This is a genomic window from Micromonospora sp. C28ISP2-4 (assembly GCF_030519385.1).
GTDB classification, from domain to species: domain Bacteria; phylum Actinomycetota; class Actinomycetes; order Mycobacteriales; family Micromonosporaceae; genus Micromonospora; species Micromonospora tulbaghiae.
Genome location: NZ_JAUMKG010000004.1, coordinates 411631 through 436959, shown reverse-complemented (window position 1 = coordinate 436959; position 25329 = coordinate 411631). Strand labels below are relative to the sequence as shown.

At 73.8% G+C, this 25329-nt stretch carries 23 protein-coding genes; 9 read left to right on the top strand and 14 right to left on the bottom strand.

Going from position 1 to position 25329, the window contains the following annotated elements; all coding sequences use genetic code 11:
- Positions 1–8 precede the first annotated feature (8 nt).
- On the top strand, positions 9–518 hold the full coding sequence (locus Q3W68_RS18270) for an NUDIX domain-containing protein (protein ID WP_302906578.1): 510 nt from the start codon (positions 9–11) through the stop codon (positions 516–518).
- Here Q3W68_RS18270 and Q3W68_RS18265 read toward each other — a convergent pair.
- From Q3W68_RS18265 to Q3W68_RS18245, 5 genes are all read right to left on the bottom strand, one after another.
- A complete protein-coding gene (locus Q3W68_RS18265; RefSeq protein WP_302906577.1) occupies positions 515–2692 on the bottom strand; it encodes a glycoside hydrolase family 95 protein in 2178 nt (725 codons plus the stop codon). The two genes, Q3W68_RS18270 and Q3W68_RS18265, sit on opposite strands and share 4 nt — an antisense overlap.
- The gene (locus tag Q3W68_RS18260) at positions 2689–3708 is read right to left on the bottom strand and encodes a LacI family DNA-binding transcriptional regulator (RefSeq protein ID WP_302906576.1); all 1020 of its coding nucleotides are present in this window, start codon (positions 3706–3708) and stop codon (positions 2689–2691) included. The genes Q3W68_RS18265 and Q3W68_RS18260 overlap by 4 nt, the downstream gene beginning before the upstream one ends.
- Positions 3705–6113 carry a glycoside hydrolase family 3 C-terminal domain-containing protein gene (locus Q3W68_RS18255; RefSeq protein ID WP_302906575.1) on the bottom strand — a complete coding sequence of 803 codons (2409 nt, stop codon included), beginning with the start codon at positions 6111–6113 and terminating at the stop codon, positions 3705–3707. Before Q3W68_RS18255 ends, Q3W68_RS18260 begins: the two co-directional genes overlap by 4 nt.
- 240 nt (positions 6114–6353) lie before the next feature.
- Positions 6354–7550 carry an ROK family transcriptional regulator gene (locus tag Q3W68_RS18250; protein ID WP_302906574.1) on the bottom strand — a complete coding sequence of 399 codons (1197 nt, stop codon included), beginning with the start codon at positions 7548–7550 and terminating at the stop codon, positions 6354–6356.
- Positions 7551–7598: 48 nt separating this feature from the next.
- The gene (locus Q3W68_RS18245; protein ID WP_302906573.1) at positions 7599–9962 is read right to left on the bottom strand and encodes a TIM-barrel domain-containing protein; all 2364 of its coding nucleotides are present in this window, start codon (positions 9960–9962) and stop codon (positions 7599–7601) included.
- Positions 9963–10077: 115 nt separating this feature from the next.
- Here Q3W68_RS18245 and Q3W68_RS18240 point away from each other — a divergent pair, with 115 nt between their 5' ends.
- Entirely contained in the window at positions 10078–12087 is a 2010-nt protein-coding gene (locus tag Q3W68_RS18240; protein WP_302906572.1) for a beta-galactosidase, read from the top strand.
- Positions 12088–12124: 37 nt separating this feature from the next.
- Here the strand turns inward: Q3W68_RS18240 and Q3W68_RS18235 are convergent, their stop codons facing one another.
- Positions 12125–12775, bottom strand: coding sequence for a LysE family translocator (locus Q3W68_RS18235; protein WP_302906571.1), 651 nt, complete (start codon positions 12773–12775; stop codon positions 12125–12127).
- 178 nt (positions 12776–12953) lie between these two features.
- Here Q3W68_RS18235 and Q3W68_RS18230 point away from each other — a divergent pair, with 178 nt between their 5' ends.
- On the top strand, positions 12954–13496 hold the full coding sequence (locus Q3W68_RS18230) for a GNAT family N-acetyltransferase (RefSeq protein ID WP_302906570.1): 543 nt from the start codon (positions 12954–12956) through the stop codon (positions 13494–13496).
- Here Q3W68_RS18230 and Q3W68_RS28350 read toward each other — a convergent pair.
- Positions 13491–13898, bottom strand: coding sequence for a YkvA family protein (locus Q3W68_RS28350; RefSeq protein ID WP_368045746.1), 408 nt, complete (start codon positions 13896–13898; stop codon positions 13491–13493). The two genes, Q3W68_RS18230 and Q3W68_RS28350, sit on opposite strands and share 6 nt — an antisense overlap.
- A gap of 135 nt (positions 13899–14033) precedes the next feature.
- On the opposite strand from Q3W68_RS28350, the gene Q3W68_RS18220 reads away from it, so the two are divergent.
- Positions 14034–14504 carry a DUF1992 domain-containing protein gene (locus Q3W68_RS18220; RefSeq protein WP_302906569.1) on the top strand — a complete coding sequence of 157 codons (471 nt, stop codon included), beginning with the start codon at positions 14034–14036 and terminating at the stop codon, positions 14502–14504.
- 6 nt (positions 14505–14510) lie between these two features.
- On the opposite strand, the gene Q3W68_RS18215 is transcribed toward Q3W68_RS18220, so the two are convergent.
- Together Q3W68_RS18215 and Q3W68_RS18210 are read right to left on the bottom strand one after the other, a co-directional pair.
- The gene (locus Q3W68_RS18215; RefSeq protein WP_302906707.1) at positions 14511–15041 is read right to left on the bottom strand and encodes a hypothetical protein; all 531 of its coding nucleotides are present in this window, start codon (positions 15039–15041) and stop codon (positions 14511–14513) included.
- A gap of 41 nt (positions 15042–15082) precedes the next feature.
- A complete protein-coding gene (locus Q3W68_RS18210) occupies positions 15083–15859 on the bottom strand; it encodes a class I SAM-dependent methyltransferase (RefSeq protein ID WP_302906568.1) in 777 nt (258 codons plus the stop codon).
- Between the two features lie 114 nt (positions 15860–15973).
- On the opposite strand from Q3W68_RS18210, the gene Q3W68_RS18205 reads away from it, so the two are divergent.
- Positions 15974–16831: an MBL fold metallo-hydrolase gene (locus Q3W68_RS18205; protein WP_302906567.1), complete on the top strand. Its 858-nt coding sequence runs from the start codon at positions 15974–15976 to the stop codon at positions 16829–16831.
- A gap of 792 nt (positions 16832–17623) precedes the next feature.
- On the top strand, positions 17624–18118 hold the full coding sequence (locus Q3W68_RS18200) for a tetratricopeptide repeat protein (protein ID WP_302906566.1): 495 nt from the start codon (positions 17624–17626) through the stop codon (positions 18116–18118).
- On the opposite strand, the gene Q3W68_RS18195 is transcribed toward Q3W68_RS18200, so the two are convergent.
- Entirely contained in the window at positions 18115–18708 is a 594-nt protein-coding gene (locus Q3W68_RS18195) for a TetR/AcrR family transcriptional regulator (RefSeq protein WP_302906565.1), read from the bottom strand. The genes Q3W68_RS18200 and Q3W68_RS18195 overlap by 4 nt on opposite strands.
- Before the next feature lie 112 nt (positions 18709–18820).
- Between Q3W68_RS18195 and Q3W68_RS18190 the strand changes: the two genes are divergently transcribed.
- Entirely contained in the window at positions 18821–20023 is a 1203-nt protein-coding gene (locus Q3W68_RS18190; protein ID WP_302906564.1) for a macrolide family glycosyltransferase, read from the top strand.
- 33 nt (positions 20024–20056) lie between these two features.
- On the opposite strand, the gene Q3W68_RS18185 is transcribed toward Q3W68_RS18190, so the two are convergent.
- Both Q3W68_RS18185 and Q3W68_RS18180 read right to left on the bottom strand, forming a co-directional pair.
- Positions 20057–20368 carry a hypothetical protein gene (locus Q3W68_RS18185; RefSeq protein ID WP_302906563.1) on the bottom strand — a complete coding sequence of 104 codons (312 nt, stop codon included), beginning with the start codon at positions 20366–20368 and terminating at the stop codon, positions 20057–20059.
- A 156-nt stretch (positions 20369–20524) separates the two neighbouring features.
- Positions 20525–21061 (bottom strand): DUF1062 domain-containing protein, encoded by a 537-nt coding sequence (locus Q3W68_RS18180; protein WP_302906562.1) that lies wholly within the window; start codon positions 21059–21061, stop codon positions 20525–20527.
- A gap of 328 nt (positions 21062–21389) precedes the next feature.
- On the opposite strand from Q3W68_RS18180, the gene Q3W68_RS18175 reads away from it, so the two are divergent.
- Both Q3W68_RS18175 and Q3W68_RS18170 read left to right on the top strand, forming a co-directional pair.
- Complete coding sequence (locus tag Q3W68_RS18175) at positions 21390–21998, top strand: TetR family transcriptional regulator (protein ID WP_302906561.1); 609 nt, start codon at positions 21390–21392, stop codon at positions 21996–21998.
- 66 nt (positions 21999–22064) lie between these two features.
- The gene (locus tag Q3W68_RS18170) at positions 22065–23633 is read left to right on the top strand and encodes an MDR family MFS transporter (RefSeq protein ID WP_302906560.1); all 1569 of its coding nucleotides are present in this window, start codon (positions 22065–22067) and stop codon (positions 23631–23633) included.
- A gap of 64 nt (positions 23634–23697) precedes the next feature.
- Here the strand turns inward: Q3W68_RS18170 and Q3W68_RS18165 are convergent, their stop codons facing one another.
- Both Q3W68_RS18165 and Q3W68_RS18160 read right to left on the bottom strand, forming a co-directional pair.
- Positions 23698–24006 carry a hypothetical protein gene (locus Q3W68_RS18165; protein WP_013286318.1) on the bottom strand — a complete coding sequence of 103 codons (309 nt, stop codon included), beginning with the start codon at positions 24004–24006 and terminating at the stop codon, positions 23698–23700.
- A gap of 188 nt (positions 24007–24194) precedes the next feature.
- Positions 24195–25013 carry a TIGR04222 domain-containing membrane protein gene (locus Q3W68_RS18160; protein ID WP_302906559.1) on the bottom strand — a complete coding sequence of 273 codons (819 nt, stop codon included), beginning with the start codon at positions 25011–25013 and terminating at the stop codon, positions 24195–24197.
- Positions 25014–25329 lie beyond the last annotated feature (316 nt).

Here is a 25329-nt window from a genome sequence, read left to right as displayed (position 1 = left end):
TGCTCGCCATGGCCGTCTCGCCCTACATCGCCCGGCTGCGCCGCCACGTCGGCCACGACCTGCTGTTGCTGTACGGCGTCAGCGGCGTGGTCACCGACGACACGGGGCGGGTGCTGCTGGCCCGCCGGGGCGACAACGGCCGATGGTCGGTCCCGGCGGGCACCGTCGACCCGGGCGAGCAGCCCGCCGACGCGCTGGTGCGCGAGGTCCACGAGGAGACGGGCGTGAAGGTGGCGATCGACCGGCTGGCAGGTGTCGCCACCCACCCGGTGGTCTACCCCAACGGCGACGCCTGCGAATACCTCAACGTCTGGTTCCGCTGCCGGGCGGTCGGCGGGGCCCCGACCGCCGACGGCGACGAGTCGCTCGCGGTGGCCTGGTTCGCGCCGGGCGCGCTGCCCGACCTGGACGACTGGGCGCGGCTGCGGATCTCCACCGCGCTCACCGACGACGCCCCGCCCTGGTACGCCGCACCGGGCGAGAGCCACCCGGCGCTGCACCAGCCCGACAGCATCTAGCCGAACACCACCTCGCGCGGCCGGCCCGGGGCCAGGTCCACCGCACGGTGGCCGCCCGGCGCGTGCACGACCACGCGTTGCGCCACCGGCGACACCAGCCGCGCCCGTACCCGGCCCGGCGCCCAGGTCAGCTCCTCGACGACGACCCGGCCCCGGCAGGTGATGCCGCGCAGCGTGCCGGCGGGCAGGCCCGGTAGCGGCGCGGGCAGCAGCCGCAGCACCCCGGGGCGGGACTGCACGAGCGACTCGATCAGCACCGCCGGCAGCGTGTGCGCGGCGTCGGCGTTGTACGTGGTCCGGCCCGGGTTGTGTGCGCTCATCAGCGACCGGAAGAACATGTCCGCGCCGAGGATCTTGCGCAGGTTCGCCGCGACCAGCTCACCGTCGCGCAGCCGTGCCGCCGCCAGCGCCCGGTGCAGGCTGCCGTGCGCGGACCGGTTCTCGTCGCCGCGCAGCGTCAGCGCCCGGTGCGCGGCGGCGGCCAGCTCCGGGGTGTCGTCCGGGTCGATCTCGTCCAGCGGCCACACCGGATAAAGGTGGCTGACGTGTCTGTGGTCCTCGTCGCCGGTGCTGCCGGGCCACGCCCACTCGGCGAGCGCGCCGCGCCCGTCGACCAGGTAGCCGGGCGGCCGTAACCCGGTCCACCGGTCGTCGCCGGTCACCTCGGCGGCCACCCGCAGCGCGTGCCGGGCCGCTGCCACGTCCATGGTGGCGTTCACCGCCACGGGCGCGACCCGGCCGGTGTCGTCGTACGGGCCGGTCTCCGGCGAGTACGACGGCACCAGCGCCGACCGGCCGTCCACAACGGTCAGCACGTCGGCGAAGAAGTCCGCCACCTCCGCCAGCCAGCCGGCCACCTCGCCCAGCGGCTCACCGGTGACCAGGTGGTGTTCGTGCAGCGGATGCAGCAGCCAGTCCGCGCCGGCCAGCCACGCGGTGAACGGCCAGTCGGGGTGGACGTGGAACAGGTGCCCGTGCTCGCCGTCGGTGCGGCTGGGCGCCAGCAGCCCGCGTGCCCCGTACACCGCCCGGGCGTTCGCGCGCCAGTGCTCCACCTGCGCGGCCACGAGCCGGGCGTGCGCCGCTGTCACCTCCGGCAACGCGCCCACGTTCGCGCCCGCGAGCTGGAGGTTCAGGTTCGCGTCGGTGGTGAAGTCACCGGCCCATGCGGCGTGCCACGAGCCCAGCCACAGCCCGGTCAGCCGGGGCGGCAGCACCCCGCTCGCGCTCAACAGCAGGTACCGGCCGGAGTGGAACAGCCGTTCCAGCACCGCCGGGTCCAGCCGGTCCGGCGCGGCGGCCTGCCGGGCCAGCAGTTCACCGACAGGCAGCGCCCGGTCGGCGGCGGGCACGCCGAGGTCCAGGCTCACCCGGGTGTACGGACCGCGATGGCGCGGCACGTGCCGGGCCAGCAGTTCGTCGTAGTCCCCGGCGAGCGCGGCGAGCCGCCGTTCCGAGGCCCGGGTACGCCAGGGCGGCTCCTCAGGCCGGTCGACGAGCGTGGTGAGCAGCGCCGGTCCGCGTACCCGCACCCGGTCGCCGTCGACGCTCACGTCGCCGCGCAGCAGCGTCAGCCCTTCGAACCCGTACGCGCCGCCGGCGTCCGGGTAGCGGGCGCGTACCCGCAGGAACACCAGCCCGTCGCGGCGGTACGCGGTGCGCTCGTAGACCACGTCGGCGGGCCGGCCGGGCAGCTCACCGGTCGCCCCTACCACGCAGTCGCCCTGGTCGAGGTGGAGCACCGCCACGGCGTCGGCGCGGGAGGCGAAGCAGCGCCGCCGCCCGCCCGACCACTCGACAGTCACCTCCCCGGTGGTGAAGTCGGTGTCGCGCCGGTAGCCGCGTACCGGTCCGGGCGGCGCGTCGACTGTGAGCGCGTACCCGGGGTGGAACGACTGGGTCCACTCCAGTTCCCGGCCGCCGGTGAGCAGCCGGGCGGCCTCGGCCCGCCGCCCGGCGAGCACCAGCGCGCGGATGTGCGGCATCCGGGCGGCCAGCTCGGGCGCGCGGGCGCCCCGGGTGCCGTTGGGCAGGACCAGCCGGTGGTGGTTCACCACGATCCACTCAGCGTGCGGCCGTCCGTGGACCATCAGGCCCAGCTCGCCGTTGCCGGTGAGGAACGCATCCGTCCAGTCGTCGGCCGGTGCGGTGTCGTGGATGCGGTGCGCCGTCACCGGCCGGCGCTGGTGTCCCGCACGGTCAGGTGCGGTTCCAGCAACGTCACCTCCGGCACCGGCTCGCCGCTCAGCCGCCGCATCAGCAACGCCACCGCCTGCCGGCCGACCTCCTCGGCGGGCACCGGTACGCAGGTGAGCGCCGACTGTTCGGCCAGCTCGTCCGGGCAGATCGCGACGACCGACACGTCGCGCGGCACCCGGCGGTCCAGCAGCGGCAGCGTGGCGAGCACCGGTCCGACCGCCGACTCGTTCTGCACCACCAGCCCGGTGACGTCCGGGTGGTCGGCGAGCAGCGCCTCCAGGTCGCGGCGTACCGCCGCCGGTCCCTCCTCGCAGGGCCGGGTCACCGCGTCGACGCCGAGCCGCTCGGCGGCGGCGCGTACCCCGGCGCGAGTGCGGTGGGCGAACCCGGTGCCCCGGTCGTAGACCGCGGCGGGCGCGCCGAGCAGCGCGATCCGCCGGTGCCCGGCGGCGGCCAGGTGTTCCACGCACAGCTCACCGGCGCGCCGGAAGTCGAGGTCCACGCAGGCAAGCCCGGTGCTGTCGGCGGGGTGCCCGATCAGGACGCCGGGTAGCGCCAGCTCGCGCAGCAGCGGCACCCGGGAGTCCTCCAGCTCGACGTCCATCAGCAGCACGCCGTCGACGAGCGCGCTGCCGGCGATGCGGTGCAGCCCGGCCGGTCCCTCGTCGGCGGTGACCAGCAGCACGTCGTGGTCGTGGCGGCGGGCGGTGGTGACCACTGCGGTGGCGAAACGCATCACCACTGGTACCTGCATGCCGGTACGCAGCGGCAGCACCAGCGCGATCACGTTGGCCTTGCGGCTGGCGAGCGCGCGGGCCCCGGCGTGCGGGTGGTAGCCGAGCGCGCGGACGCTGGCGAGCACCCGGCTGCGGGTGGTGGCCGAGATGGCGCGTTTGCCGCTGAGCACGTACGACACGGTGCTGGCCGCCACCCCGGCGTGGCGGGCCACGTCGGCGATGGTGACCTGCTCGCCGGGGGTCCGCCCGCTCACCGGGCCGCCCGGATTCCGGAGCCCGCCGGCTCGACCGTGGCCTCGCCGCCGGTCACGGTGAGCGCGCCGGCGAGCCGGATGTCCCGCGCGGACCGGCCGACCAGCACCGAGTGGACGGCGTCCTCCACCACCATCGCGGCGCGGGTCTCGTCCCACCAGGCCAGATCGGCGGTACGCAGCCGCATCGTCACCCGGGCGGCGCAGCCCGGGTCGAGCGTGACGCGGGCGAAGTCGCGCAACTGCCGCAGCGGCTGCTTGACCCGCGAGCGCCGCTGCCGGGTGTAGAGCTGCACGACCTCGGTGCCCGCGCGGCGGCCCGTGTTGGTGACCTCGACGCTCACCTCCACCTCCTCGCCGGCACGCGCCGTGGCGGTGCTCAACCGGAGGTCAGCGTAGTGGAACGTGGCGTAGCTGAGTCCGTGCCCGAACGGGTACAGCGGCTCGCCCCGGTGGTAGAGGTAGGTGGCGTCGGCGCCGATGACGTCGTAGTCGAGCAGGTCGGGCAGTTCGGCGGCGTCGGCGTACCACGTCTGGGTGAGCCGCCCGCCCGGGTCGGCAGCGCCGAGCAGCACGTCCGCGAGCCCGTTGCCGTGTTCCTGTCCACCGTGGGCGCTCCACAGCACCGCCGGCAGGTGCTCCTGCGCCCAGCCCACCGCGTACGGGTAGCTGCTGGTCAGCGCCAGCACGGTACGCGGGTTCGCGGCGTGCACGGCACGCAGCAGCTCCGCCTGCCCGGTGGGCAGCGCCAGGTCCGCGCGGTCCTCGGTCTCCCGGCCGTTGACCATCGGGTGGTTGCCGAGCACCACCACCGCCACGTCGGCGGCGGCGGCGAGCGCGGCGGCGTCGGCCGCACCGTCGGCGCGCAGCGTCACTGTGAACACGGCCGGGTCGCCGGTGGCGACGCTCAGCCGCCCGTCCGGTGCGACGCCGACGTGCCGTCCGGTGGCCAGGTGGTGCAGCAGCGCGGTGCCGTCGCTCCGGTGGCCCAGGCGGAACGTCTCGCGCACCACCCAGCCGCCCGGTCCGTCGCGGTCGGCCACGAGCGCCCCGGTGTCGTCGGCGCCGACGTACCGGCCGGTGTGGACCGAGCGCAGCGCCACCACGTCGCGCCCCCAGTCGACCACGTCGAACTCGGCCGGGCCGTCGCCGAGCACCAGCGGGCCGTCGCCGTCGTGGCGTACCGCCCGGTCGCCGACGTGCAGCGTGATCCGGTCCGTGCCGCTGTGGGTGGTCACCTCGGGCAGCCGTCCGAGCAGCCCGGCGTACGCGCTGATCGTGTACGGCGGGGTGCCGCTGTACCAGTCGGTGAGCACTGTGTCGGCGAGCGGGCCGAGCACCGCGACGCGGGTGCCGGGGCGCAGCGGCAGCAGGCCGTCGTTGCGCAGCAGCACCACCGACTGGCGGGCGGCCTCGCGGGCGAGTTCCCGGTGGGCGAGGCTGTCGAGCGTGTGGGGCGGCACGTCGTCGTGGGGATCGGGGTTCAGGTCGCCCAGCCGCGACCGGACGGACAGGATCCGCCGCACCGCCCGGTCCACGTGGGCGACGTCGATGAGCCCGCGCGCCAGCGCCTCGGTGAGCCGTTCCACAGTGGGGGTGCTGTCCTCGTCGTCCTCGGTGAAGCTGTCGATCCCGGCGCGCAGCGCGGCGGCGAAGCCTGCCACGTGGTCGGGCAGGTATTCCTGCACGCCGGCGATGTTGCCGACCGCCCCGGCGTCGCCGACCACCATGATCTCGTCGTCGGCGTAGCCACGCAGCTCGCCCTCGATGAGCGGGCTCAGGTGCGCCGGCACACCGTCGACCAGGTTGTACGACGCCATCACCGCCACCGCCGCGCCGGCCGCGAGGGGAGCGCGGAACGCCGGCAGCTCGTACTCGTGCAGCACCCGGGGCGGCAGGTCGCTGGAGGTGGTGGCCCGGTCGGTCTCGTTGTTGTAGCCGAGGAAGTGCTTGAGCGTCGGCGCGGTGCGCAGCCGGATCGGATGGTCGCCGCGCAGACCGAGCGCGTACGCGGTGGCAAGCCGGCCGGTCAGCCACGGGTCCTCGGACCAGCCCTCCTCGTTGCGTCCCCACCGGGGGTCGCGCAGCGGGTTGACCACCGGCGCCCACACGTTGAGGCCGACACGGTCCGGGTCGGCCCGGTGCTTGACCCGCACCTCGTCGCCGACGGCGGCCCCGACCGCCCGGATCAGGTCCGGGTTCCAGGTCGCGGCCAGGCCGATCGCCTGCGGGAAGACGGTGGCCGTGCCGAGCCAGGCGACGCCGTGCAGCGCCTCGGTGCCGGTGCGGAACGCGCGCAGGCCGAGCCGGGGCACCGGCGCCTGCCACTGGTGCAGCAGGCCGAGCTTCTCCGGCAGCGTGAGCCGGGCCAGCAGGTCGTCGGGACGGTGGGGGACGGGGTCGGTCATGGTGGGCGCCTCCGGTCGGCGTACGTGCTGCCGCTCGTGCGTCGAAGCGCTTCGACGAACGAGCCGGTGATGCGGCGTCGCGTACGCGAGTAAGGGGTGGTGGGGGTGCGGCGGAGTCGGCCCGGAGCGGTGGTGAAGCGCTTCGACAACCGCCGAAAAACACGCCGCTTTCGCAGGTTGCCCGGTCCCGGATCGCGGCGCTACCGAGGTTGGCACCTTCCGGCCGGTGCGGTCAAGGGGTCATCCGGCGGGCAGACGCCCCGCCTCCACAGCGGCCAGCGCGGCGGTGGCCCCGCCGAGCGCGCCGGCCGCGGACCCGAGCGTGCTGGCCTCCAGCCGTACGCCGGGCGGGACCGGAGTGCGGGCCGCGAGTTCGGCGTGGGCGGCCGGCAACAGCCACGGCGCGAGCGCCGCCAGGTGCCCGCCGACCACTACCACCTCCGGGTCGAGCAGCCCGGACAGCACCGACACGGCCTGCCCGAGCAGCCGGCCGATCTCGGTGAGGCCGGTCCGTACCGGCTCGTCCCCGGCGCGGGCCAGGGCCTGGATCCGTTCGATCTCCGGCAGGTGGTCGGTGACCGGGCCGGTGTCTGGCAGGAGGCGGCGGATCACCGCGTCCACGCCGAGCAGCGCGGTGAGGCAGCCGCGCCGACCGCAGTCGCAGGCCGGCCCGTCCGCGGCCAGCGGCAGGTGCCCGATCCCGCCGGCGAAGCCCCGCCCGCCGCGCAGCAGCCGGCCGCCGCTGATCAGGCCCGCGGTGATCGCCGGGCCGCCGGTCAGGTGGATCAGGTCGGCAGTGGCGGCGTACGGGCCGTGCCGCCGCTCGGCCAGCGCGGCGAGGTTGGCCTCGGTGTCGACGGCGACGGGGAAACCCCTGTCGCTCAGCGCGCGACGCAGCGAGGCGGCCAGCGGCACGCCGCGCCAGCCCAGCGCGGGGGCCACCGGCACGTCGCCGTCGGGGTTCACCAGCCCGGGTACGGCCACGGTGAGGCCGAGCACGGTGCGGTCGGCGCCGATCCGGGTGACGGCCCGCCGGACCAGCGCGGCGAGCGCCTTCACCGTCTCCGCGGGACCGGCGGTGGCGGCGGGGAACGCGCGCCGCCAGGTCAGCACCGGGTCGCCGCCGAGCCCGGCGGCGACCGCGACCAGTTCGTCGGCGCCGACGCGCAGGCCGAGCCCGACGTAGCGGGAGCCGTCGAGGACGAGCATCGTGGCCGGGCGACCCACCCGGTTCTCGGTCAGCCCGGTCTCCCGCAGCAGGCCGTGTTCGATCAGCTCGGCGACCAGGCTGGAGACGGTGGCCTTGTTCAGCCCGGTGTGGGCGGCCACGTCGGCCCGGGAACAGGGGGCGTGGTGGCGGACGTGCCGAAGCACCGCGGCCCGGTTGGTCACCCGCACGTCGCCGAGGTCGGCCGTCGGCCGGTCGATGCTGATCACGTACTGCCCGCCTCCTGCGCCCGGCCCCGAGTTCGGCTACAGCTTAAACTAAAGGGGCGAGATCCCGGCCGGTCGGTCTCCGCCGCCGAACCACGGCGCGAACGGCGTCACCGGGGCCGTCTCGCCGTCGAGTACCACCCGGCGCGGCGGGTCCGTCCCGACGACGCTGACGCGCCGGACGTCCAGCGGCCCGTCCACGCGGAGGCGAAGCGTGTCGCCGTCGCGCGTGGCTGTGACGGTGGTGTCGCCGTCGGGATCGTGCACCACTGTCACGCCGTCGACGCCGCCCCAGGCCACGAGCGTGACGTCCCGGAACGGGCCGGTTCCGACCGTCGGCCCGGGCGCCACTGTGGGGATCAGCGCGCCGTACCGCACGTACAGCGGTAGCCGGTCCAGCGGCGCGTTCACCCGCAGGTGCCGGCCGCCGGGGTGCCGCTGCCCGGTGTGCGCGTCGAGCCAGTCGTCGCCGGTCGGCAGGTACACGGAGCGCTCGCCGGACGGGTCGAACACCGGTGCCACCAGCAGGTCCGTGCCGAGGCGGTACTGGAGGTCGGTGCTCCACGCGGCCGGGTCGTCCGGGGTGTCGACGAGCAGCGCCCGCAGCATCGGGCCGCCGGTGCGGGCGCTCGCCACCGCCGCCGACCAGAGGTACGGCAGCAGCCGGTAGCGCAGCCGCAGCGCGTCCACCGCGTGCCGTTCCGCCTCGGGCGGGAACTCCCACGGCAGCCGGCTGGTGGTGCCGTGCAGCCGCACCAGCGGGGAGAGCGCGCCGAACTGGGTCCAGCGCACGTACAGGTCCGGCTCGGGGGTGCCGTGGAAGCCGCCGGTGTCGTGGCTCCAGAACGGCACCCCGGACAGCCCGTGGGACAGGCCGCCGCGCAGGGTGCTGGCCATGCCCGGCCAGGTGGCGTTCACGTCGCCGCTCCACTGCGCGCTGTGCCGCTGCCCGCCGAGGTACGACGAGCGCGCCCACACCGTACGGTGCCCGGCCACCTCCTCGGTGACGTCGGCGACCGCGTCGTTGAACAGCAGCGCGTACACGTTGTGCAGTTCGACGCCGGTCATGCCGTTGTGCGCCACCGCGTCGGCGGGCACGCCCTCGGCGAAGTCGGTCTTGAACACCGCGACGCCCTGCGCCAGCAGTGGACGCAGCAGGCCCTGGAACCAGCGCACCGCCGCCGGGTTCGTCAGGTCCACGATGGCGCACTCGGGGTAGCTGCCGTGCCAGGTGTCGGCGACGTACGTGTTCCCGTCCGGGCGGCGCAGGAGGTACCCGGCGGCCTCGGCCTCGGCGTAGAGCGGGCTGCCGGTCATCAGGTACGGGTTCATCCACAGGCACACCCGGAAGCCCTGTTCGGTGAGGTCCTTGAGCATCCCGTCCGGGTCGGGGAAGGCGGCGGCGTCCCAGCGCAGGTCCGACCAGTGCCCGGCGACCTGCCAGTAGCAGTCGAGGTGCAGCACGTCGCAGGGGATGTCCCGCTCGCGGATACGCCGCGCCCGTTCCAGCACCCGCTGCTGGCTGTCCGGGAAGAAGCCGGAGGAGATCCACGCGCCGAACGCCCACCGCGGCGGCAGGTACGGCCGGCCGGTCAGCGTGTCGAGCCGGTCGAGTACCCGCTCCGGTGTGGGCCCGGCCAGCACGTAGTAGTCGAGCAGGTCGTCCGGGACGAGGATCTGCACGCTGCTGTGGGTGCTTGCGCACACGTCGAACTGCACCGGCAGCCCGCTGTCGACCAGCACGCCGTAGCCGCGGTCGGACAGGTAGAACGGCACGTTCTTGTGCGAGCGGTCGGACTCGCCCCCGAAGGCGTCGAAGTTCCACATCAGCGGACGCTGGCCGCGCTTGTCCAGCGGCGTGAACTTCTCGCCGAAGCCGACGAACCGTTCGTCGCCGGGGGCCACGAAGCTCTCGTGCCAGGCGACCGGCTCGCCGTCGACTGTGGAGCGGCCGAGCGGCAGCGTGCGGCGGCGGCCGCTGATGTCCCGGGTGCCGGCGTCGGAGGCCAGGAGCAGCCGCCCGTCGGGGGTGAGGAACCGCAGCCCCCACGGGTCCAGGCGCACCTCGGCGACCACGCCGCCGGCACCGACGCGCGCGTGCCCGTCGGTGACTGTCACGGTGGCGGGGTGCGGCTGCGGGTGGACCAGTGTCAGCGCGGCCGCGGAGCGGCTGCGGACGGAGAGGTCGTCGGCGAGGCGTACCCGGATGATCCCGTCCCCGGCGGCCTCGACGCGCGCCACGAGCGTGCGGCCGGACGCGCAGGTCGCGGTGAGCGTGACGCCGTGCGCGTCGGTCGCGGCCACCTCGGCCCGCAGCACGTCGTCGGCGCCCTCCTCGCCGGGGGAGCGGACCGGGAGGTCGGGCGGGTCGGCCACGAACGTCTCGTACGGGACCAGCGGCGGGCGGTACGGCATGGGCGTCTCCTCGCGGCGTCCACGGGCGGTCCCGCCAGTTTCTTTGGAAGCCCAACTAACTGTCAATGATCGACGGCATTGACTTTCCTTCTCACCTGTTCCTATTTTGGCCGGGATGACAACTAAAGCGCCGTGGGGCGACGGCCGGCTCTGCTACGGCGGCGACTGGAACCCGGAGCAGTGGCCGCCGCGGGTGTGGCGCGAGGACGTCGCCCTGATGCGCGCCGCCGGGGTCAACCTGGTCACCGTCGGCGTGTTCGCCTGGTCCCGGCTGGAACCCGAACCCGGCCGCTACACGTTCGACTGGCTCGACGATGTGCTGGACCTGCTGCACACCGCCGGCATCCGGGCCGCCCTGGCCACCCCCACCGCGTCACCGCCGCCGTGGTTCTCGCTGCGTCACCCGGACGCGCTGCCGGTCACCGCCGACGGCGTACGCCTGACCCACGGCAGCCGGGACACCTACTGCGCCGCCGCACCCGCGTACCGGGAGGCCGCCCGGAGCATCGCCGGGGTGCTGGCCGCCCGGTACGCGGACCACCCGGCGCTGACGCTGTGGCACGTGCACAACGAGTACGGCACCACCTGCCACTGCCCGCATGCCGAGGCGGCGTTCCGCCGCTGGCTCACCACCCGCTACGGCGACCTCGACGCACTGAACGACGCCTGGGTCACCAGCTTCTGGAGCCAGCACTACTCCGACTGGGCGCAGGTCGGCACGCCCCGCGCCACCCAGTACCTCGGCAACCCCGGCCAGCTGCTCGACTTCCGCCGCTTCTGGTCCGACACGCTGCTGTCCGCGTACACCGACCAGCGGGACCTGCTGCGCGCGGCGAACCCGGCGATACCGGTCACCACCAACTACGTGCTCGGCGACTGGGTGCCGGTCGACCACGCCCGCTGGGCGCGCGAGGTCGACCTGGTCGCGATCGACCACTACCCGTCCACGAGCGGCGCCGGTGCGGAGGAACAGACCGCGTTCGCCGCCGACCTGGCCCGCGGCTGGGCCCACCACGGCGCAGCCCGGCCGGTGCCGTGGCTGCTGATGGAGAGCGCCCCCAACCAGATCCACACCGGCGGACGGATGCACACGAAGGAACCCGGCCGGATGACCCGGCACAGCCTCGCCCACGTGGCGCGCGGCTCCGCCGGGGTGATGTTCTTCCAGTGGCGTGCCCCGGCCGGCGGCGCGGAACGCTTCCACTCGGCAGTGGTATCGCACGCCGGCGCTGACACCCGCGTGTTCCGCGAGGCCACCGCGCTGGGCGCCGCGCTGGCCCGGCTCGCCGGGACCGCGCCGGGCCGCGTCCAGGCAGCAGTGGCCATCGCGTACGACGCGGCGAGCGGCTGGGCGCTGCGGCACCCGGGGATGCCCCGCGACGGACTCGACCACAGCGGCGAGGTGGCCGCCGTGCACCGGGCGCTGTGGCACGCGGGCGTCACCGCCGACGTGGTGCCCCCCGGCGCACCGCTCGACGGCGTCCGGCTGCTGGTGCTGCCCGCCCTCTACCTGGCCTCGGACGCCACAGTCGACTGGGTACGCCGGCACGTCCACGGTGGCGGGCACCTGCTGGTCACCTGGCTCAGCGGTGTGGCCGACGAGCACGCCCGGGTGCGCCTGGGCGGCTATCCGGGCGCGTACCGGGACCTGCTCGGCGTGCGGGTGGAGGAGTTCCATCCCCTGGCCGACGACGATCGGGTGCCGCTGACCGGCGGCGGGACCGGCCGGATCTGGTCGGAGACGGTGCACCCGGCCGGCGCCGAGACGGTCAGCGCGTACGCCGGGGGAGTGCTGCACGGACGGCCCGCCGTCACCCGGAACCGGGTCGGTGACGCGTACGCCTGGTACGTCTCCACCCGCCCCGACGACGACACCTACCGGCGGCTGCTCACCGAGGCGGCCCGGCTCGCCGGCGTCACCCCCACCTGCCCCGGCGCGCCCTCGGGTGTCGAGGCGGTACGCCGGCACGACGGCGACGGGAGCCTGCTCTACCTGCTCAACCACACCGACCAGCCGCAGCGGGTGCCGGCTGCGGGGTTCGAGTTGCTGACCGGCGAGGCGGTCGGCAGCGTGTTGACGGTGGCACCGGGTGGCGTGGCCGTGGTGCGCGAGGAGGTCCCGTGACACCGCCCCGGGCGGGCGCTGACGCGCGTACCCCCGGTCAGGGGGTGGCGACGGCGGCGCGGGAGCGGTCGGCGGCGATCCGCACCGCGAGCGCCGCCAGCACCGTGCCCATCACCCACCGCTGCAGGCGCGCCCAACCCGGCCGGCGGGTGAGGAACGCCGACACCGAGCCGGCGCTGAGCACGATGAGCGCGTTCACGGTGAGCGCCACGACGATCTGAGTCAGGCCGAGCAGGAGGCTCTGCACCGCCACGTGCCCACGTGCCGGGTCGACGAACTGCGGCAGCAACGACACGTACAGGATGGCGATCTTCGGGTTGAGCAGGTTGGTGACCAGGCCCATGGTGAACAGGCGCCGGGGCCGGTCCGGCGGCAGCGGCGTCGGGGTGAACGCCGACGTGCCACCGGGGCGCAGCGTCCGCCAGGCCAGCCACAGCAGGTACGCCGCACCGGCCAGCTTCACGGCCGTGTACAGCGGCGGGACCAGCACGAACACGGTGGCGATGCCGGCCACCGCGGCAGTCAGGTAGACGAGGAAACCGGCCGCCACGCCGAGCAGCGACACCAGCCCGGCCCGCCGCCCCTGCGTCACCGAACGGGACACCAGGTAGACCATGTTCGGCCCGGGCGTGAGCACCAGACCGAGCGCCACCAGGGCGATTCCCATGACCGCACCGACAGTGACCACGACGCCTCCCCGTTTGCCGCCCTTCCCCGGACCCTACGCCCACCCACCCTCCACTTCCGCCCCCTGCTCCGGCGGTCATGAGGTTGGCTGCCGTTGGCGTCCGATTCGTCACCGCCAACCTCATGATCGCCGGATTCGGGGGCGGTGGTGCCGGTGTTGCGGCTGTGATACTTGCGGCATGTCGATCGTGCTGTCCGCGCCGGCCACTGCGACCGCGCCCGCGCTGCTGCTGCGCCCGTGGCGCGACGGCGACGCCGACGCGCTGATCGAGGCGTACCGGGATCCGGTGCTGCGCGCCTGGACCACACATCCGGTGACCGGTCCGGTGCAGGCGCAGGTGTTCCTGCGCCGCAGCCACCAGGGCTGGGCCGCCGGGCACCGGTTCATGTTCGCCGTGCTGGAGGGGGCGCAGGTGGTGGCCTGCGTGGTGCTCAAGGACGTCCGCCCGGGACGCCCGGCCGCCGAGGTCGGCTACTGGACCGCCGCGCCGGCACGCGGTCGCGGCGTCGCGCCACGCGCGGTGGAGGCGGTCACCGCGTGGGCGTTCGCCCGGTTCGCCGCCACCGGCCTGACCCACCTGGAGCTGCTGCACCAGGTCGACAACCCGGCCTCCTGCCGGGTGGCGGAGAAGAGCGGGTACGCGTTCGCCGAGGTGCTGCCGGCCCGCCCGCCGTTCCCCCGGGACGGCCACCGCCACATCCGCCGCCGGCCGGTCTCATGACGGGGAAGACGTGACGGCGCCGCCGAGCAGGCGCAGCAGCAGCCGCGGCTCGCCCGGCCACGCGTCCAGCAGCACCCGCCGGGGCACCTGCCGGGCGGCGTAGCGCAACGCGAGCGCCACCACCACGATGTCGTCGAGCGGCCCGATCACCGGCAGGAACTCCGGGATCAGGTCGATCGGGCTGGCCACCCAGAGCCCGGCGACCACGATCGCGACCCGGGCGCGGCGGGGCACCCGCGGGTCGCGGCGCAGCCGCCGCACAGCGGTCACGCAGTCGGGCAGGAAAGCGGCCAGATCGCGCAGGATCCCCGGAGGCAGGCGCCGGGCCAGCAGCACCAGCACCGCCCAGCTCGCGACCAGGCAGGCCGTCGCCACAGCGAGTCCGATGAGCCAGTCGCGCACGTCGTCACCCCTTTCCCGTACCCGGTGGCACGGTACGCGGCGTCCCCGCCGAGCGCCCCGGGAACAGTCCGGCCCCGCGCGACGCTGACTCTTGTCGGACGGCGGCGGATACCGTGGGTACGGGAGGTGACGGCGGTGACGACAGGCTGGGAGGCCGCGGTCGAGGCGCAGATCCGCTCGGCCCAGGAACGCGGCGAGTTCGACAACCTGCCGGGTGCCGGCAAGCCCATCCCGGGGCGCGACATGCCCTACGACGAGGGCTGGTGGATCCGCAGCTTCATGGAGCGCGAGCAGATCCCGTCCGACCTGCTGCTGCCCACGCCGCTGCAGTTGCGCCGCCGCATCGAACAGCTCCCGGCCGAGCTGCGCGACCTGCCCACCGAGGAGGCCGTCCGGTCGTACGTGGCGGCGCTCAACACCGAGGTGGTGGCCTGGCTGCGTACCCCGACCGGGCCACGCGTGGTGGTCCGTCCGGTCAACGTCGAGGAGGCGGTGCGCCGCTGGCGCGCCGACCGGGAACGCGCCGCGCCGGTCGCCACCGCACCGGAGGCGCCCCGCGCCGCCCCGGCCCGCCCGCGCCGCCGTTGGCGCTGGTGGCGCCGCTGAGACCGCTCAGGGGCGCGCCGCCTGCCAGGTCCACGCGGCACGCCGTGGCCGTTCGCCGAGCGGCGCGCGGCCGGTCAGCCACAGCAGCACCGGCGCCGGCTCGCCGTCCGGCGCGTCGGGGAACAACCGGTGCACCACCCGGGCACACAGCCCGGCGGGTGGCGACCAGTCCAGGCCGAGCCCTCGGGTCAGGTCGTGTGTGTGCAGCAGGATCTCGGCCACGCCCATCGCGGCGAACCCGCCCGGATCGCACGGGCCGAAGTGCCACGCCCGGTCGTCCGGGCTCGCGGTGTCGACCGTGGCGGCGAGCATCCCGGCCCCGGCCGCCGCGACGGTGAGCACCTCGGCGGGCGCGGCGTCGGCACGTACCCGCAGGTCGAACGGCAGGTAGCCGTCGCCGGGCCGACCCGAGACCTGACCGGCGTACGCGACCAGGTCGTGCGCGACGTGCGCGGCGGTGGTCCAGCAGGACCAGTCCAGGTCGCCCGCGCGTACCGTCCAGTCCCGGTCGGCGGCGGGCCGCAGCACGGCGGTCATCGCGGCGGCGGCGGACCGGACGTCCGCGCCGGTCGTCGTCCTCACAACCGGTGTACGCGCAGCACGCACGTCAGCATCGGGAGCGTGAACTCCCCGTCGGCCGTCTCCGGCCGGCTCGCCAGGTACGCGCGGATGCGGTCGAGCGCCTCCGAGCGCTCCCGTTCCGGCATGACCAGCATTCCCGCCCGGGTGGCGAGCGTCGCCACGAGCGAGTCGGCGGTGCGGCGCTGCCCGTGCGGGAACTCCGCCTGCTCGGGCGAACCGAACCGCGCCTCACCCGTCTTCGGCAGGTGCATCCCGGCCGTGGCGACGCGCCAGCTCGCGGGCGTGTCCCGGGGGCCGATGGCGGCGCTTCCACTTACCGCCGCGAGCCCCGCCACCCAGTCGACCCGGTCGTCCACGACGTTCCACAGCCCGGCCAGGACTCCGCCGGGGGAGAGGACCCGGGCGATCTCCGGCCCGGCCACGGCCATGTCGAACCAGTGCATGGCGTTGCCGGCGACCACGGCGTCGACGGAGGCGTCCGGCAGCGGGATCGCCTCGGCGCTGCCGGGCAGCGCACGTACGTCCGGCAGGGTGCGGCGCAGTTCGGCGAGCATCGCCGGGTCCGGCTCGACCGCCGTCACGTCGCCGCTCACCTCGGCCAGCGTGGCGGTGAGCTTGCCGGTGCCCGCGCCGAGGTCGAGCACCCGCGCGCCGGGTGCGGGTTCCAGCGCCCACCGCAGGGCGGCCTGCGCGTAGTCCGGGCGGTGTTCGGCGTAGGCGGTCGCCGCCGCGCCGAACGACGAGGAGTGCCGAGCTCGTGCGTCTTCGTCCATCCGGTCACCCTATCGACGGTGGGCGATCGTCGTCGTCCCCGGTCGCCGGCCCGGTCTCCTATACGTACGAACCGGCTGACGATCAGCGGCTCGTCGGCGCACTACCATCCGACCATGGGCGCCACTGGGGCAGCTGTCGAAGCGACCTTCTTCGGCACCACGACCGTCCACCTGTCCGACGGGACGTCGGGAATTCTGATCGACGGCTTCCTGAGCAGGCCGTCCCTGCTCCGGGTCGCGCTCGGCCGCATCGCCCCCGACCTCGGGCGGATCACCCGCGCCCTGACCCGGGCCGGTGTGACAGGTCTCGACGCGCTCTTCGTCGCCCATTCCCACTACGACCACGCCATGGACGCCCCCGAGGTCGTCAAGCTCCTCGGAGGACGGCTGTTCGGCTCCGAGTCGACTCTCCACGTGGGGCGCGGCTCGGGCCTCGGCGAGGAGTCGATGACGCGGATCGCCGACGGCGACGAACACACAATCGGCGGGTTCACCGTGCGCGTGCTCGCCGGCGTCCACAGCCCGGACAACAGGTTCCCGGGCACGATCGAGCAGCCGCTGGTCCCGCCGGTCAGGGCGAACAGTTACCGCGACGGCGGATGCTTCTCCTTCCTCATCACCCACCCCTGCGGCTCGCTCCTGATCCATCCGAGCGCCAACTTCGTACCGGGCAGGTTCGACGGACTCGACGCCGACGTGCTGTATCTCGCGGTGGGTGCCCTGGGGGTGCAGCCGAAGCAGTTCCGGAGCGACTACTGGCGGCACGTGGTGGAAGCGACGCGCCCTGACCTGATCGTGCCGATCCACTGGGACGACTTCTTCGTCCCGCTGGAGCGCAGGCTGCGCCCGCTGCCCGCCATCTTCGACAGGTTCGCCGTGACGAAGGCGTTCCTCGACCGCAAGAGCGCGGAGAGCGGCATCCCGGTGCGGTTCCCCGAGCTCTTCGAGGTGATCAGGCCGTTCGCGCGTTAGGACGCGCTCCGGTCACAGACGGCACCCACCGACAACCGTGCAACGGCTTCTCGTCCCTCAGATCGGATGATGAGCGGTACGCACGCCGGAACCGCCACCCAGGTGCCGCCGGTGAAGACCGACCATGCGGACGGTGAGCCGGCCGCGGGGCACGCCTCGACCTGCACAAGGGTCACCGGTTCCGCTGCGGCGCCCCAGCCGATGCGGGCTCGGCCGTCCCACCCGGGTGGCACCTGCACCTCGACGGCCGCACCGGCCCGTACGAGCAGGCCCCACTTGGCGAAGAGGCGAGTCGGTCCCGGGTCGTCAGATGACGCAGCGGGTTGCAGGACTTGCGACGACACCGCGACGCTGTCCGCCACCACGCGGTACGCCTCGCCCGGATCCGCCACGGTGGCGACGGAGTCGTCGCACGAGAGGCGCTGCCCGTCCTGAGGCAGCGGTGGCAGCAGTGGGGCTTGCGAGCCGGGGTCCGTGGAATCGGCGGGTCCAGGTCGTGCCGGGCCGCCTCCGATCGTGCAGCCAGTCGCCGCCAGCACCAGGCAGGTGGCTACGGCGAGAGGTTCCCGTCTCCATCGGGTCGGCACCTCTCGATCCTTCCCAAACGCCGATGCGGAAGCAACCGAACCGCGCGAGCGACTTACCGCAATACTGGTATTGATAATCCGTTAATAGATCCGACCAAATCGGACGAAACGCAGCTACACCATAATGACAGTTATGTGCGGGCAGGCTCTTGGCGGCTGCCGGCGTACGATCACGTCACCGCAGCCGATCCCAGGGGAGCAGGCGATGGTGTTCGACGCGACGCTGAGCCGGATCAACGACGGCGTACAGATGCACCACCGGCACGGTCGGCGGGAGGACGCACGCGACCTGTTCGCCCGGCTCTGGCACGAGATCGGCGGCGAGCAGGGCGATCCACTGCACGTCTGCGTCCTCGCCCACGCGATGGCCGACGTGCAGGACGACGTACGCCAGGAACTGGTCTGGGACCGGCGGGCGCTCGCGGCGGCCGACCTGCTCACCGACGAGCGGGTCGCGCGGGCCGGTGTGCCGATGTCGGTTGCCGGGCTGTATCCGTCGCTGCATCTCAACCTGGCCGAGTGCCACCGCAAGCTCGGCGAACTAGACCAGGCGCGGGAGCACCTCCGGCGGGCCCGGGAGGGGATGGGCGCGCTCGGCGACGACGACTACGGGAAGCTGATAAGGGACGGACTCGATCGGCTGTCGCAGGAACTGGCCACCGGACAGGCCGCCCGCGACAGGCCACAGACGAATGGCTAGCGGCCGGTGCTCGTTGACGGGGCGACGGCGGCGACGACCAGGTCGACGATGCCGTCGGCGTAGTCGTCGGTCAGTGGGCCGTTGCGCAGCAGCCAGCGGTGGTAGAGCGGGCCGAACAGCAGCTCCACCACCTGGTCCAGCGGAGCGTCGGGGCGTACCTGACCGGCCTCGCGGGCGGCCTCCAGGCGTCCGCGGACCGCGTTCAACTGGGGGCGGAGCAGCCGGTCGCGTGCCTGGCCGGCCAGGTCCTCGTCGGCGAGTGTCTCGATGGTGATGGCGCGGGTGGTCGCCGACAGCCGCGGATCGGCGAACTCGGCGACGGTGGCCCGGAGAACCTCGCGCAGGTCGGCGCGCAGGTCACCGGTGTCGGGCAGGGCGATGACCTCCGGCATGTCGTCGGCGAGCGCGTCCAGGATGACCGCGCCCTTGCCACGCCACCAGCGGTAGATGGTCTGCTTGCCGACGCCGGCGCGGGCGGCGATCGCCTCGACGGTCAGGGCCGGGTAGCCGGTCTCGGTCAGCAGTTCCAGGGCGGCGGCGAGGATCGCGCGGCGGGACTGCTCGTTGCGGCGGGCGGGCTGCGGGGTCACGCCACGGAGCCTACAACGAGACGATACGTATCGTCTTGACGGAGCGGCGGCGCCGTGCTCTGCTAGTCGGGCGAGACGGTACGTCTCGTCTCAGCAGAGATCAGGAGATCACTTGCCGCACATCGCCATGGTCAGCATCCCGTTCCACGGCCACGTCAACCCGAGCCTGGAGATCATCCGTACCCTCGTACGGCGCGGCCACCGGGTCACCTACGCGAACGATCCCGCCTTCGCCGAGGTCATCCTGCGTACCGGTGCGGAGCTGAAGCCGTACACCTCGACGCTGCCCGCCGACGGCGGAGCCGGCACCGACGACCCGATCGAGCAGCTCACGCTCTTCCTCGACGACGCCGTCGCCATGCTGCCGCAGCTGCGGGCCGCCTACGCCGACGACCGGCCGGACCTGTTCCTCTACGACATCGCCGGCGCGCCGGCTCGGCTGCTCGGCGAGCAGTGGGGGATCCCCGCCGTCCAGCTCTCCTCCACGTTCGTCGCCTGGGACGGCTACGAGCAGGAGATGGCGCCGGCGGTGGAGGCGATGCGGGCCGATCCGCGCGGCGCCGACTACTACCGGCGGTTCACGGCGTGGCTGACCGCGGAGGGTTCGTCGGTCACCGACAGCATGGCGTTCCAGGGACGGCCGGTGCGCAGCCTCGTCCTGCCGCCGGAGGCGCTCCAGCCGAACGCCGACCGGGTGGACCGGTCGGTCTACAGCTTCGTCGGCCCGGTCCTGGGCGACCGCTCCGACCAGGGACCATGGGTACGACCGGAGCGGGCCGAGAAGGTGCTGCTCGTCTCGCTCGGTTCCGCCTTCACCCAGCAGGCCGAGTTCTACCGCCGCTGCATCACCGCGTTCGGTGACCTGCCCGGCTGGCACACGGTTCTGCAGATCGGCAAGCACGTCGAACCCGCCGAGCTCGGTCCCGTCCCGGACACCGTCGAGGTGCACCCGTGGGTGCCGCAGCTGGCCGTACTGGAGCAGGCGGATGCCTTCGTCACCCACGCCGGCATGGGCGGCAGCAGCGAAGGTCTCTACTGCGGGACGCCGATGATCGCCGTACCGCAGGCGGCCGACCAGTTCGCGAACGCCGAGCAGTTGGCCGCCCTGGGCATCGCCCGGGTCGTCGACTCGGGCACCGTCACCGCCGCGGAGCTGCGCGAGGCGTTGCTCGCCCTCACCTCGGACCCCGCCGTGGTGGCCCGCAGCGCCGAGCTGAAGCGGCAGGCCCGGGCCGCCGGCGGCGCCGACCGGGCCGCCGACCTGATCGAGGCCGAGTTGTCCGTCACCCGTGGCAGTGCCGGGCAGCGACCGTAGTCGCCGGGGTAGGTGCAGGTGGCAGCCGCGCTGTCAGGCGGGCCACGTCCACGGCGGGATCAGACGCCGCAGACGTCCTCGTCGACGCGCCCGGCGGGGATGCAGGAACACCTCGATGTCGTCCAGTGCGTTGGTCGCGTTTCCTCTCACGTGAGGTCTGGTACGCGCCCGCCGCAGGGCGGCGATCACCGGACGCTCGTCGAGCCGGCGGTAGACCCTCGCGAGGTGTCCGAGGCAGGTGGCGGCGAGCGCCTGCACCTGGTGGTCGTCGTGATCGAGCAACTCCAGGTAGAGCTCCTGTGCCTCCTGCCAGTCGCCGTCGCCGTACAACGCGCAGCCGACCATCGCGTCGAGAGCAGCGCTGACGTCCGCGCGGCCGAGAGCCGCGCGGACGTCAGCCGGCGTCGCGGTCGGCGGGTTGTGGAACGTGTGGTGGTATGGCCACCGCTCACCTCGATCGGCGGGGGGGGGGGGGGGGCCCCGCCCCCCCCCACGCCCTGGTCAGTCCTCCGCCAGCACCGTGAAGGTGAAGGCGGAGCTCGTCGGACGCTTCAGCGAGATGTCGGACTTGACCCGGCGCAGCACCTCGGCCCGGGTGAGCCCGAACCGGTGCGCGATGAGCCGGTCCGGGCGCACCGGAACCGGATCGTCGAACGTGACGTTCACCCGGACCGGCCACCCGTCGAGCGGCACGACCGGCGCGTCCAGGCGCCACGCACCGGTCCAGTCGAGGGTGAAGCGGCAACGCCGGGCGAACGCCGGGTCCAGCAGTGTGGCCGCCACCAGGTCGGGATCGTTGAGGTGGTGGCCGTGCAGATCGACGGGGTCGAACGAACTGACCGTCGCTCGCTCGCGGACGGTGAGCTTGACGGTCCGGTCGCAGGACACGCAGTGCACCAGCAGCCACACGTCCAGCAGCTTGCCGTTGGCGTTGACGCGGAACCTGCCCCGGGCGGCGGTGGCCGATTCCGCCCGGCAGGTGACGCAGCGCAGCGACAGCAGCGGAAGGCGGGTCCGGCGGACGACCCAGGACAGCACGGTATGAGGTTGGGAAGACATGAGGACCTGATCTCTGAAGACCTGACTCGAGGCCGATTACGCGCGGCCTCGGACGCTGTGGCCGGGCGCGCGAGGGCAGCCCGGCGAGCCGGCGCGCGGGGCGTCGGCTACAGGCGTGGGGAACGTGTCAGGTCAGAGAGCAGGAGGGGTCACGCGGAATCGTCCTTCTTCGCTGCGGCGACAGGTGCAGGGACCGTACGGCAGGGCCCAAACCGCTCTCAATCCGTTTTCCGGCGCCGCTGCGTCCCACGTCACTTCACTGACTAAAAGTTTGCACTGTCTGCAAGATCGCTCGTAGAGTCGCGGCGTGACCTCGGATCAGAACCGCCCCGGCCTGCGTGACCGCAAGAAGCGTCAGACCCGCGCAGCCCTCAGCGCGGCCGCGCTGCGCCTGGTCGCCGAGCGGGGCCTGGACCAGGTGACTGTGGAGGAGATCAGCGAGGCGGCCGACGTGTCGGCCCGCACCTTCTTCAACTACTTCCCCAGCAAGGACGAGGCGCTGCTCGGCGACCAGCCGACGGACCGCGAGCTACTGGCCGCCCGGATCGTCGCCGCGCCGCCGCAGGTGTCCGCGTTCGACGCGCTGAGGCTGGCCTTCGACGACGTGGTCGAGGCCATCGAGGCCGACCGGGAGGTGTGGCTGCTGCGCCTGCGGGTCATCGCGGCGAACCCGTCGCTGCTACCGCGTCTGATCAGCGGCAACGCCGAGACCGAGCAGGTGATCGTCGCCGCCGTGGCCGCCCGGCTGGGGCTCGACCCGTGCCACGGCCACCCGACGCTCGTCACCACTGTCGCCGGCGCGGTGTTCCGCACGGCCCTGATGCAGTGGGTCGAGCGACCCGACACCACGACGCTGCGCGAGCTGACCGCCGGGGCGTTCGCCGCCGTCGCCGCCGGCCTGCCCGATCCGCACTGACCCCTCCATCCGTACCGGCCGCCGCCCTCGCGCGGCCGCTCGCACGTGCACACGACAAGGAGTTCGATGACCACCGCCACTGTTCCACCCGCCGAGACGGGTACGCGGATGTCGCGCCGGGAGGTCCTCCAGGCGTTGTCCGGCCTGATGGTCGGCATGTTCGTGGCGATCCTCGCCTCGACGGTGGTGGCGAACGCGCTGCCCCGGATCATCGCCGACCTGAACGGCAGCCAGACCGTCTACACCTGGATCGTCACCAGCGAGCTGCTCGCGATGACCGCGACGGTGCCGCTGTGGGGCAAGATGGCCGACCTCTACAGCAAGAAACTGCTGATCCAGTTGTCCCTCGGCCTTTTCGTGGCCGGTTCGCTCGTCGCCGGTTTCACCCCGAACGTCGAGGTGCTGCTGCTCAGCCGGGTCATCCAGGGCATCGGCGCGGGCGGCATGACGGCGCTCGCCACGATCGTCATGGCGGCCATGATCCCGCCGCGTGAGCTGGGCCGGTACGCCGGCATCTTCGGCGCCGTCTTCGGTGTCGGCACCATCGCCGGCCCGCTGATCGGTGGCGTCCTGGTCGACACGTCCTGGCTCGGCTGGCGCTGGTGCTTCCTGATCGGCGTGCCGTTCAGCCTGCTGTCCATCGTGCTGCTGCAGAAGACGCTGCACCTGCCGGTGGTGCGCCGCAAGGTCCGCATCGACTGGCTCGGCGCCCTGCTCATCACCTCGGGCGTGTCCACGCTGCTGATCTGGTCGTCGCTGGCCGGCAACAAGTTCGACTGGGCCTCCGGCTGGACCGCGCTGCTGGTCGGCGGCGGCCTGGCGCTGCTCGCGCTCGCCGTGTTCGTCGAGGCCCGCACCGAGGAGCCGATCATCCCGCTGGGGATCTTCCGCAACCGCACGGTCAGCCTCACCACGGTGGCCAGCATCCTGGTGGGCGTGGCGATGTTCGGCGGCACCGTGTTCCTGTCGCAGTACTTCCAGACCTCACTGGGCAAGTCGCCGACGGCGGCCGGCCTCATGAGCCTGCCGATGGTCCTCGGTCTGCTGGTCTCCTCGACAGTGGCGGGCCAGCTGATCACCAAGTACGGCCGCTGGAAGATGTTCCTGGTTGCCGGTGCCGCGGTGATGACGGTCGGCATGCTGCTGCTGAGCACCATCGACGCGACCACGAGCGTGCCGGTGCTGTCGGTCCACATGGCGGTGCTGGGCGTCGGCGTCGGCATGCTCCTGCAGAACCTGGTGCTCGCCGCGCAGAACGACGTGCCGGCCGCCGAACTCGGCGCTGCCACCTCGGTGCTGACGTTCTTCCGCAGCATGGGCGGCGCGGTCGGCGTCAGCGCGCTCGGCGCGGTGCTGGCGAACCGGGTGACCTCACTGACCGTCGAGCGCCTGGGCCCGATCGCGGCCGACGGGGGATCGGCCGAGGTGCCGGACCTGTCCGCCCTGCCGGAACCGGTGCTGCGGATCGTGCAGGACGTCTACGGCATCGCCACGTCGGAGATGTTCCTCATCGGCGCGCCCTTCGCGCTGCTCGCCCTCATCGTCGTGCTGTTCATCAAGGAGAAGCCGCTGAACACGCTCAGCGGTGACGAGCGCCGCGCCCGCGAGGAGGCGGCCGCGGCCGGCATGCACTGACCGCGTCCGGCCGAGCGTGGGGCCGCCCCCGGGAGCACCGGGGGCGGCCCCTTCTTGCGTACGGTCAGCGTTCGGTCCGGTCGTTGATCTCGGTGCCGGACTCCCCGGGCATGGCGCCGATCGACTCCTCGGCGGCCCGGCCGCCGGTACTCTCGTCGCCCTGCTTCAGCGAGCTACGGGGCAGCCCGGCCAGGTGAGCCGGGTCCTCGATCGGCTGGGGCGGCCACTGGTCCTGCGTACCGTCGGTCACCCCGGCGCGGCGCAGCGCCTCGACCAGCTGGTCCGGCGACAGGCGGTCGACCTCCTGTATGCCGGCCCCGCGTGCAATCGCCTGCAGTGTCTTCAGGTCTTCGCTCACGAATGTCTCGGCCATGCCTGAGCCTTCCCGGCGCCCAAGACAAGGAAACCGGTGGGCACCCGCGGCCTGCCCACCCCGAGCCGTCGATCATGAAGTTGGACCGGGCAAACCGGACACCGGGCACCGTCAACTTCATGATCGACGGGGCAGGGACACGGGCAGGGCCGGGGCGGTGAGGGGAGTGGGTGGTTTGGGGGGTTCGGTCAGCGGCGGGCGGGTTTGCGGTCGGGCCGCGGGCGGTCCCGTTCCGGGTCGACGCCGACCTGCACGGCGAACGCCGGGTCCACGGCCAGCAGCGGCCGGGGGCCGAACAGCGCCATCCCGGTCAGCAGCGTGTCGGCGTCCCGGCCCTGCCAGACCGGGCGGCGCTCCGGGTCCAGGTCGGCGTGCTCGCGGCGCAGCCGCCGCAGCAGCCGGCGGGCGGCGGCGCCGGTCTCCGGCACCTCGGTCAGCCACCAGCCACCGAGCGCGGTGGCCAGGCAGCACAGCAGCAGCCCGGCGACCGAGGCCGGGCCGCCGGCGGAACGCCCCTCGACCGCGCTGTCCACCAGCCGGGCCAGCCCGACTGCGGCGACCGCGAACAGCGGCACCGTGCCCAGCGCGATCCGCCGCCGCTGCACCGGGGTGAGCAGCCACCCGTCGCGGACCAGCCGCCCGACCGTGCGGCGCAGCGCCCGGCCCACCGCCGGATCGGCGAGCACCGCCGCCCAGGTCTGCGGGCGGCGCAGCGCGGTGTGCAGGGCGCGCACGAGCGCGGGCGAGCCGGCCGGGGGCGGGCCCTGCGCGTGCAGGGTGGCGAGTTCGCCCACCTCGACCCCGCCCGCCCGGCGCAGCGCGGCCACCCCGACCTGGCAGGCCAGCAGCGCCCGGTCGGTCAGGTACGCCAGCTCGACCCGGTCGGGTGTCGCACCCCGGGTACGGTGGCCGGTCAGTTCGCGTACCGCCACGGCGATCACGACGGCCACGGCGACCGCGCCGAGGTAGTCGAGGAGGAAGATCGGCCCGCTGACTCCCCAGAGCATGGCGGCAAGTATCTCAGGACCCGTGGCGTACCTCGGCGTCCCAGATCTGTGACCACGGACGCCGCACGCCCCGCGCGACGAAGATCGGCTCGCCGTTCTCGTCGTTGTCGACGTCGGCCCGCTGGTCGACCCGGCCCGCCTCGGTGACCTCGGTGAACCACGCCCGCAGCGGCTCCGGGCGGGACCAGCCGACGACGATCACCACGTCGGCGTCGTCGGGCGGCCGGCCGAACGTGGCCATGCTGTTGTGCCCGGAGTACGCGCGGGGCAGTCCCCGGGCCGGCCCGTAGCGGGCCAGCGCGCCGGCCTCGCCGTA

Coding starts and splice junctions, on each gene's coding strand:
- Q3W68_RS18200 (WP_302906566.1), top strand. CDS start 17,624: ATGGTGTTCGACGCGACGCTGAGCCGGATCAACGACGGCGTACAGATG.
- Q3W68_RS18165 (WP_013286318.1), bottom strand. CDS start 24,006: ATGGCCGAGACATTCGTGAGCGAAGACCTGAAGACACTGCAGGCGATT.
- Q3W68_RS18215 (WP_302906707.1), bottom strand. CDS start 15,041: ATGACCGCCGTGCTGCGGCCCGCCGCCGACCGGGACTGGACGGTACGC.
- Q3W68_RS18210 (WP_302906568.1), bottom strand. CDS start 15,859: ATGGACGAAGACGCACGAGCTCGGCACTCCTCGTCGTTCGGCGCGGCG.
- Q3W68_RS18255 (WP_302906575.1), bottom strand. CDS start 6,113: ATGACCGACCCCGTCCCCCACCGTCCCGACGACCTGCTGGCCCGGCTC.
- Q3W68_RS18170 (WP_302906560.1), top strand. CDS start 22,065: ATGACCACCGCCACTGTTCCACCCGCCGAGACGGGTACGCGGATGTCG.
- Q3W68_RS18230 (WP_302906570.1), top strand. CDS start 12,954: ATGTCGATCGTGCTGTCCGCGCCGGCCACTGCGACCGCGCCCGCGCTG.
- Q3W68_RS18205 (WP_302906567.1), top strand. CDS start 15,974: ATGGGCGCCACTGGGGCAGCTGTCGAAGCGACCTTCTTCGGCACCACG.
- Q3W68_RS18245 (WP_302906573.1), bottom strand. CDS start 9,962: ATGCCGTACCGCCCGCCGCTGGTCCCGTACGAGACGTTCGTGGCCGAC.
- Q3W68_RS18160 (WP_302906559.1), bottom strand. CDS start 25,013: ATGCTCTGGGGAGTCAGCGGGCCGATCTTCCTCCTCGACTACCTCGGC.
- Q3W68_RS18270 (WP_302906578.1), top strand. CDS start 9: ATGGCCGTCTCGCCCTACATCGCCCGGCTGCGCCGCCACGTCGGCCAC.
- Q3W68_RS18185 (WP_302906563.1), bottom strand. CDS start 20,368: ATGGTCGGCTGCGCGTTGTACGGCGACGGCGACTGGCAGGAGGCACAG.
- Q3W68_RS18240 (WP_302906572.1), top strand. CDS start 10,078: ATGACAACTAAAGCGCCGTGGGGCGACGGCCGGCTCTGCTACGGCGGC.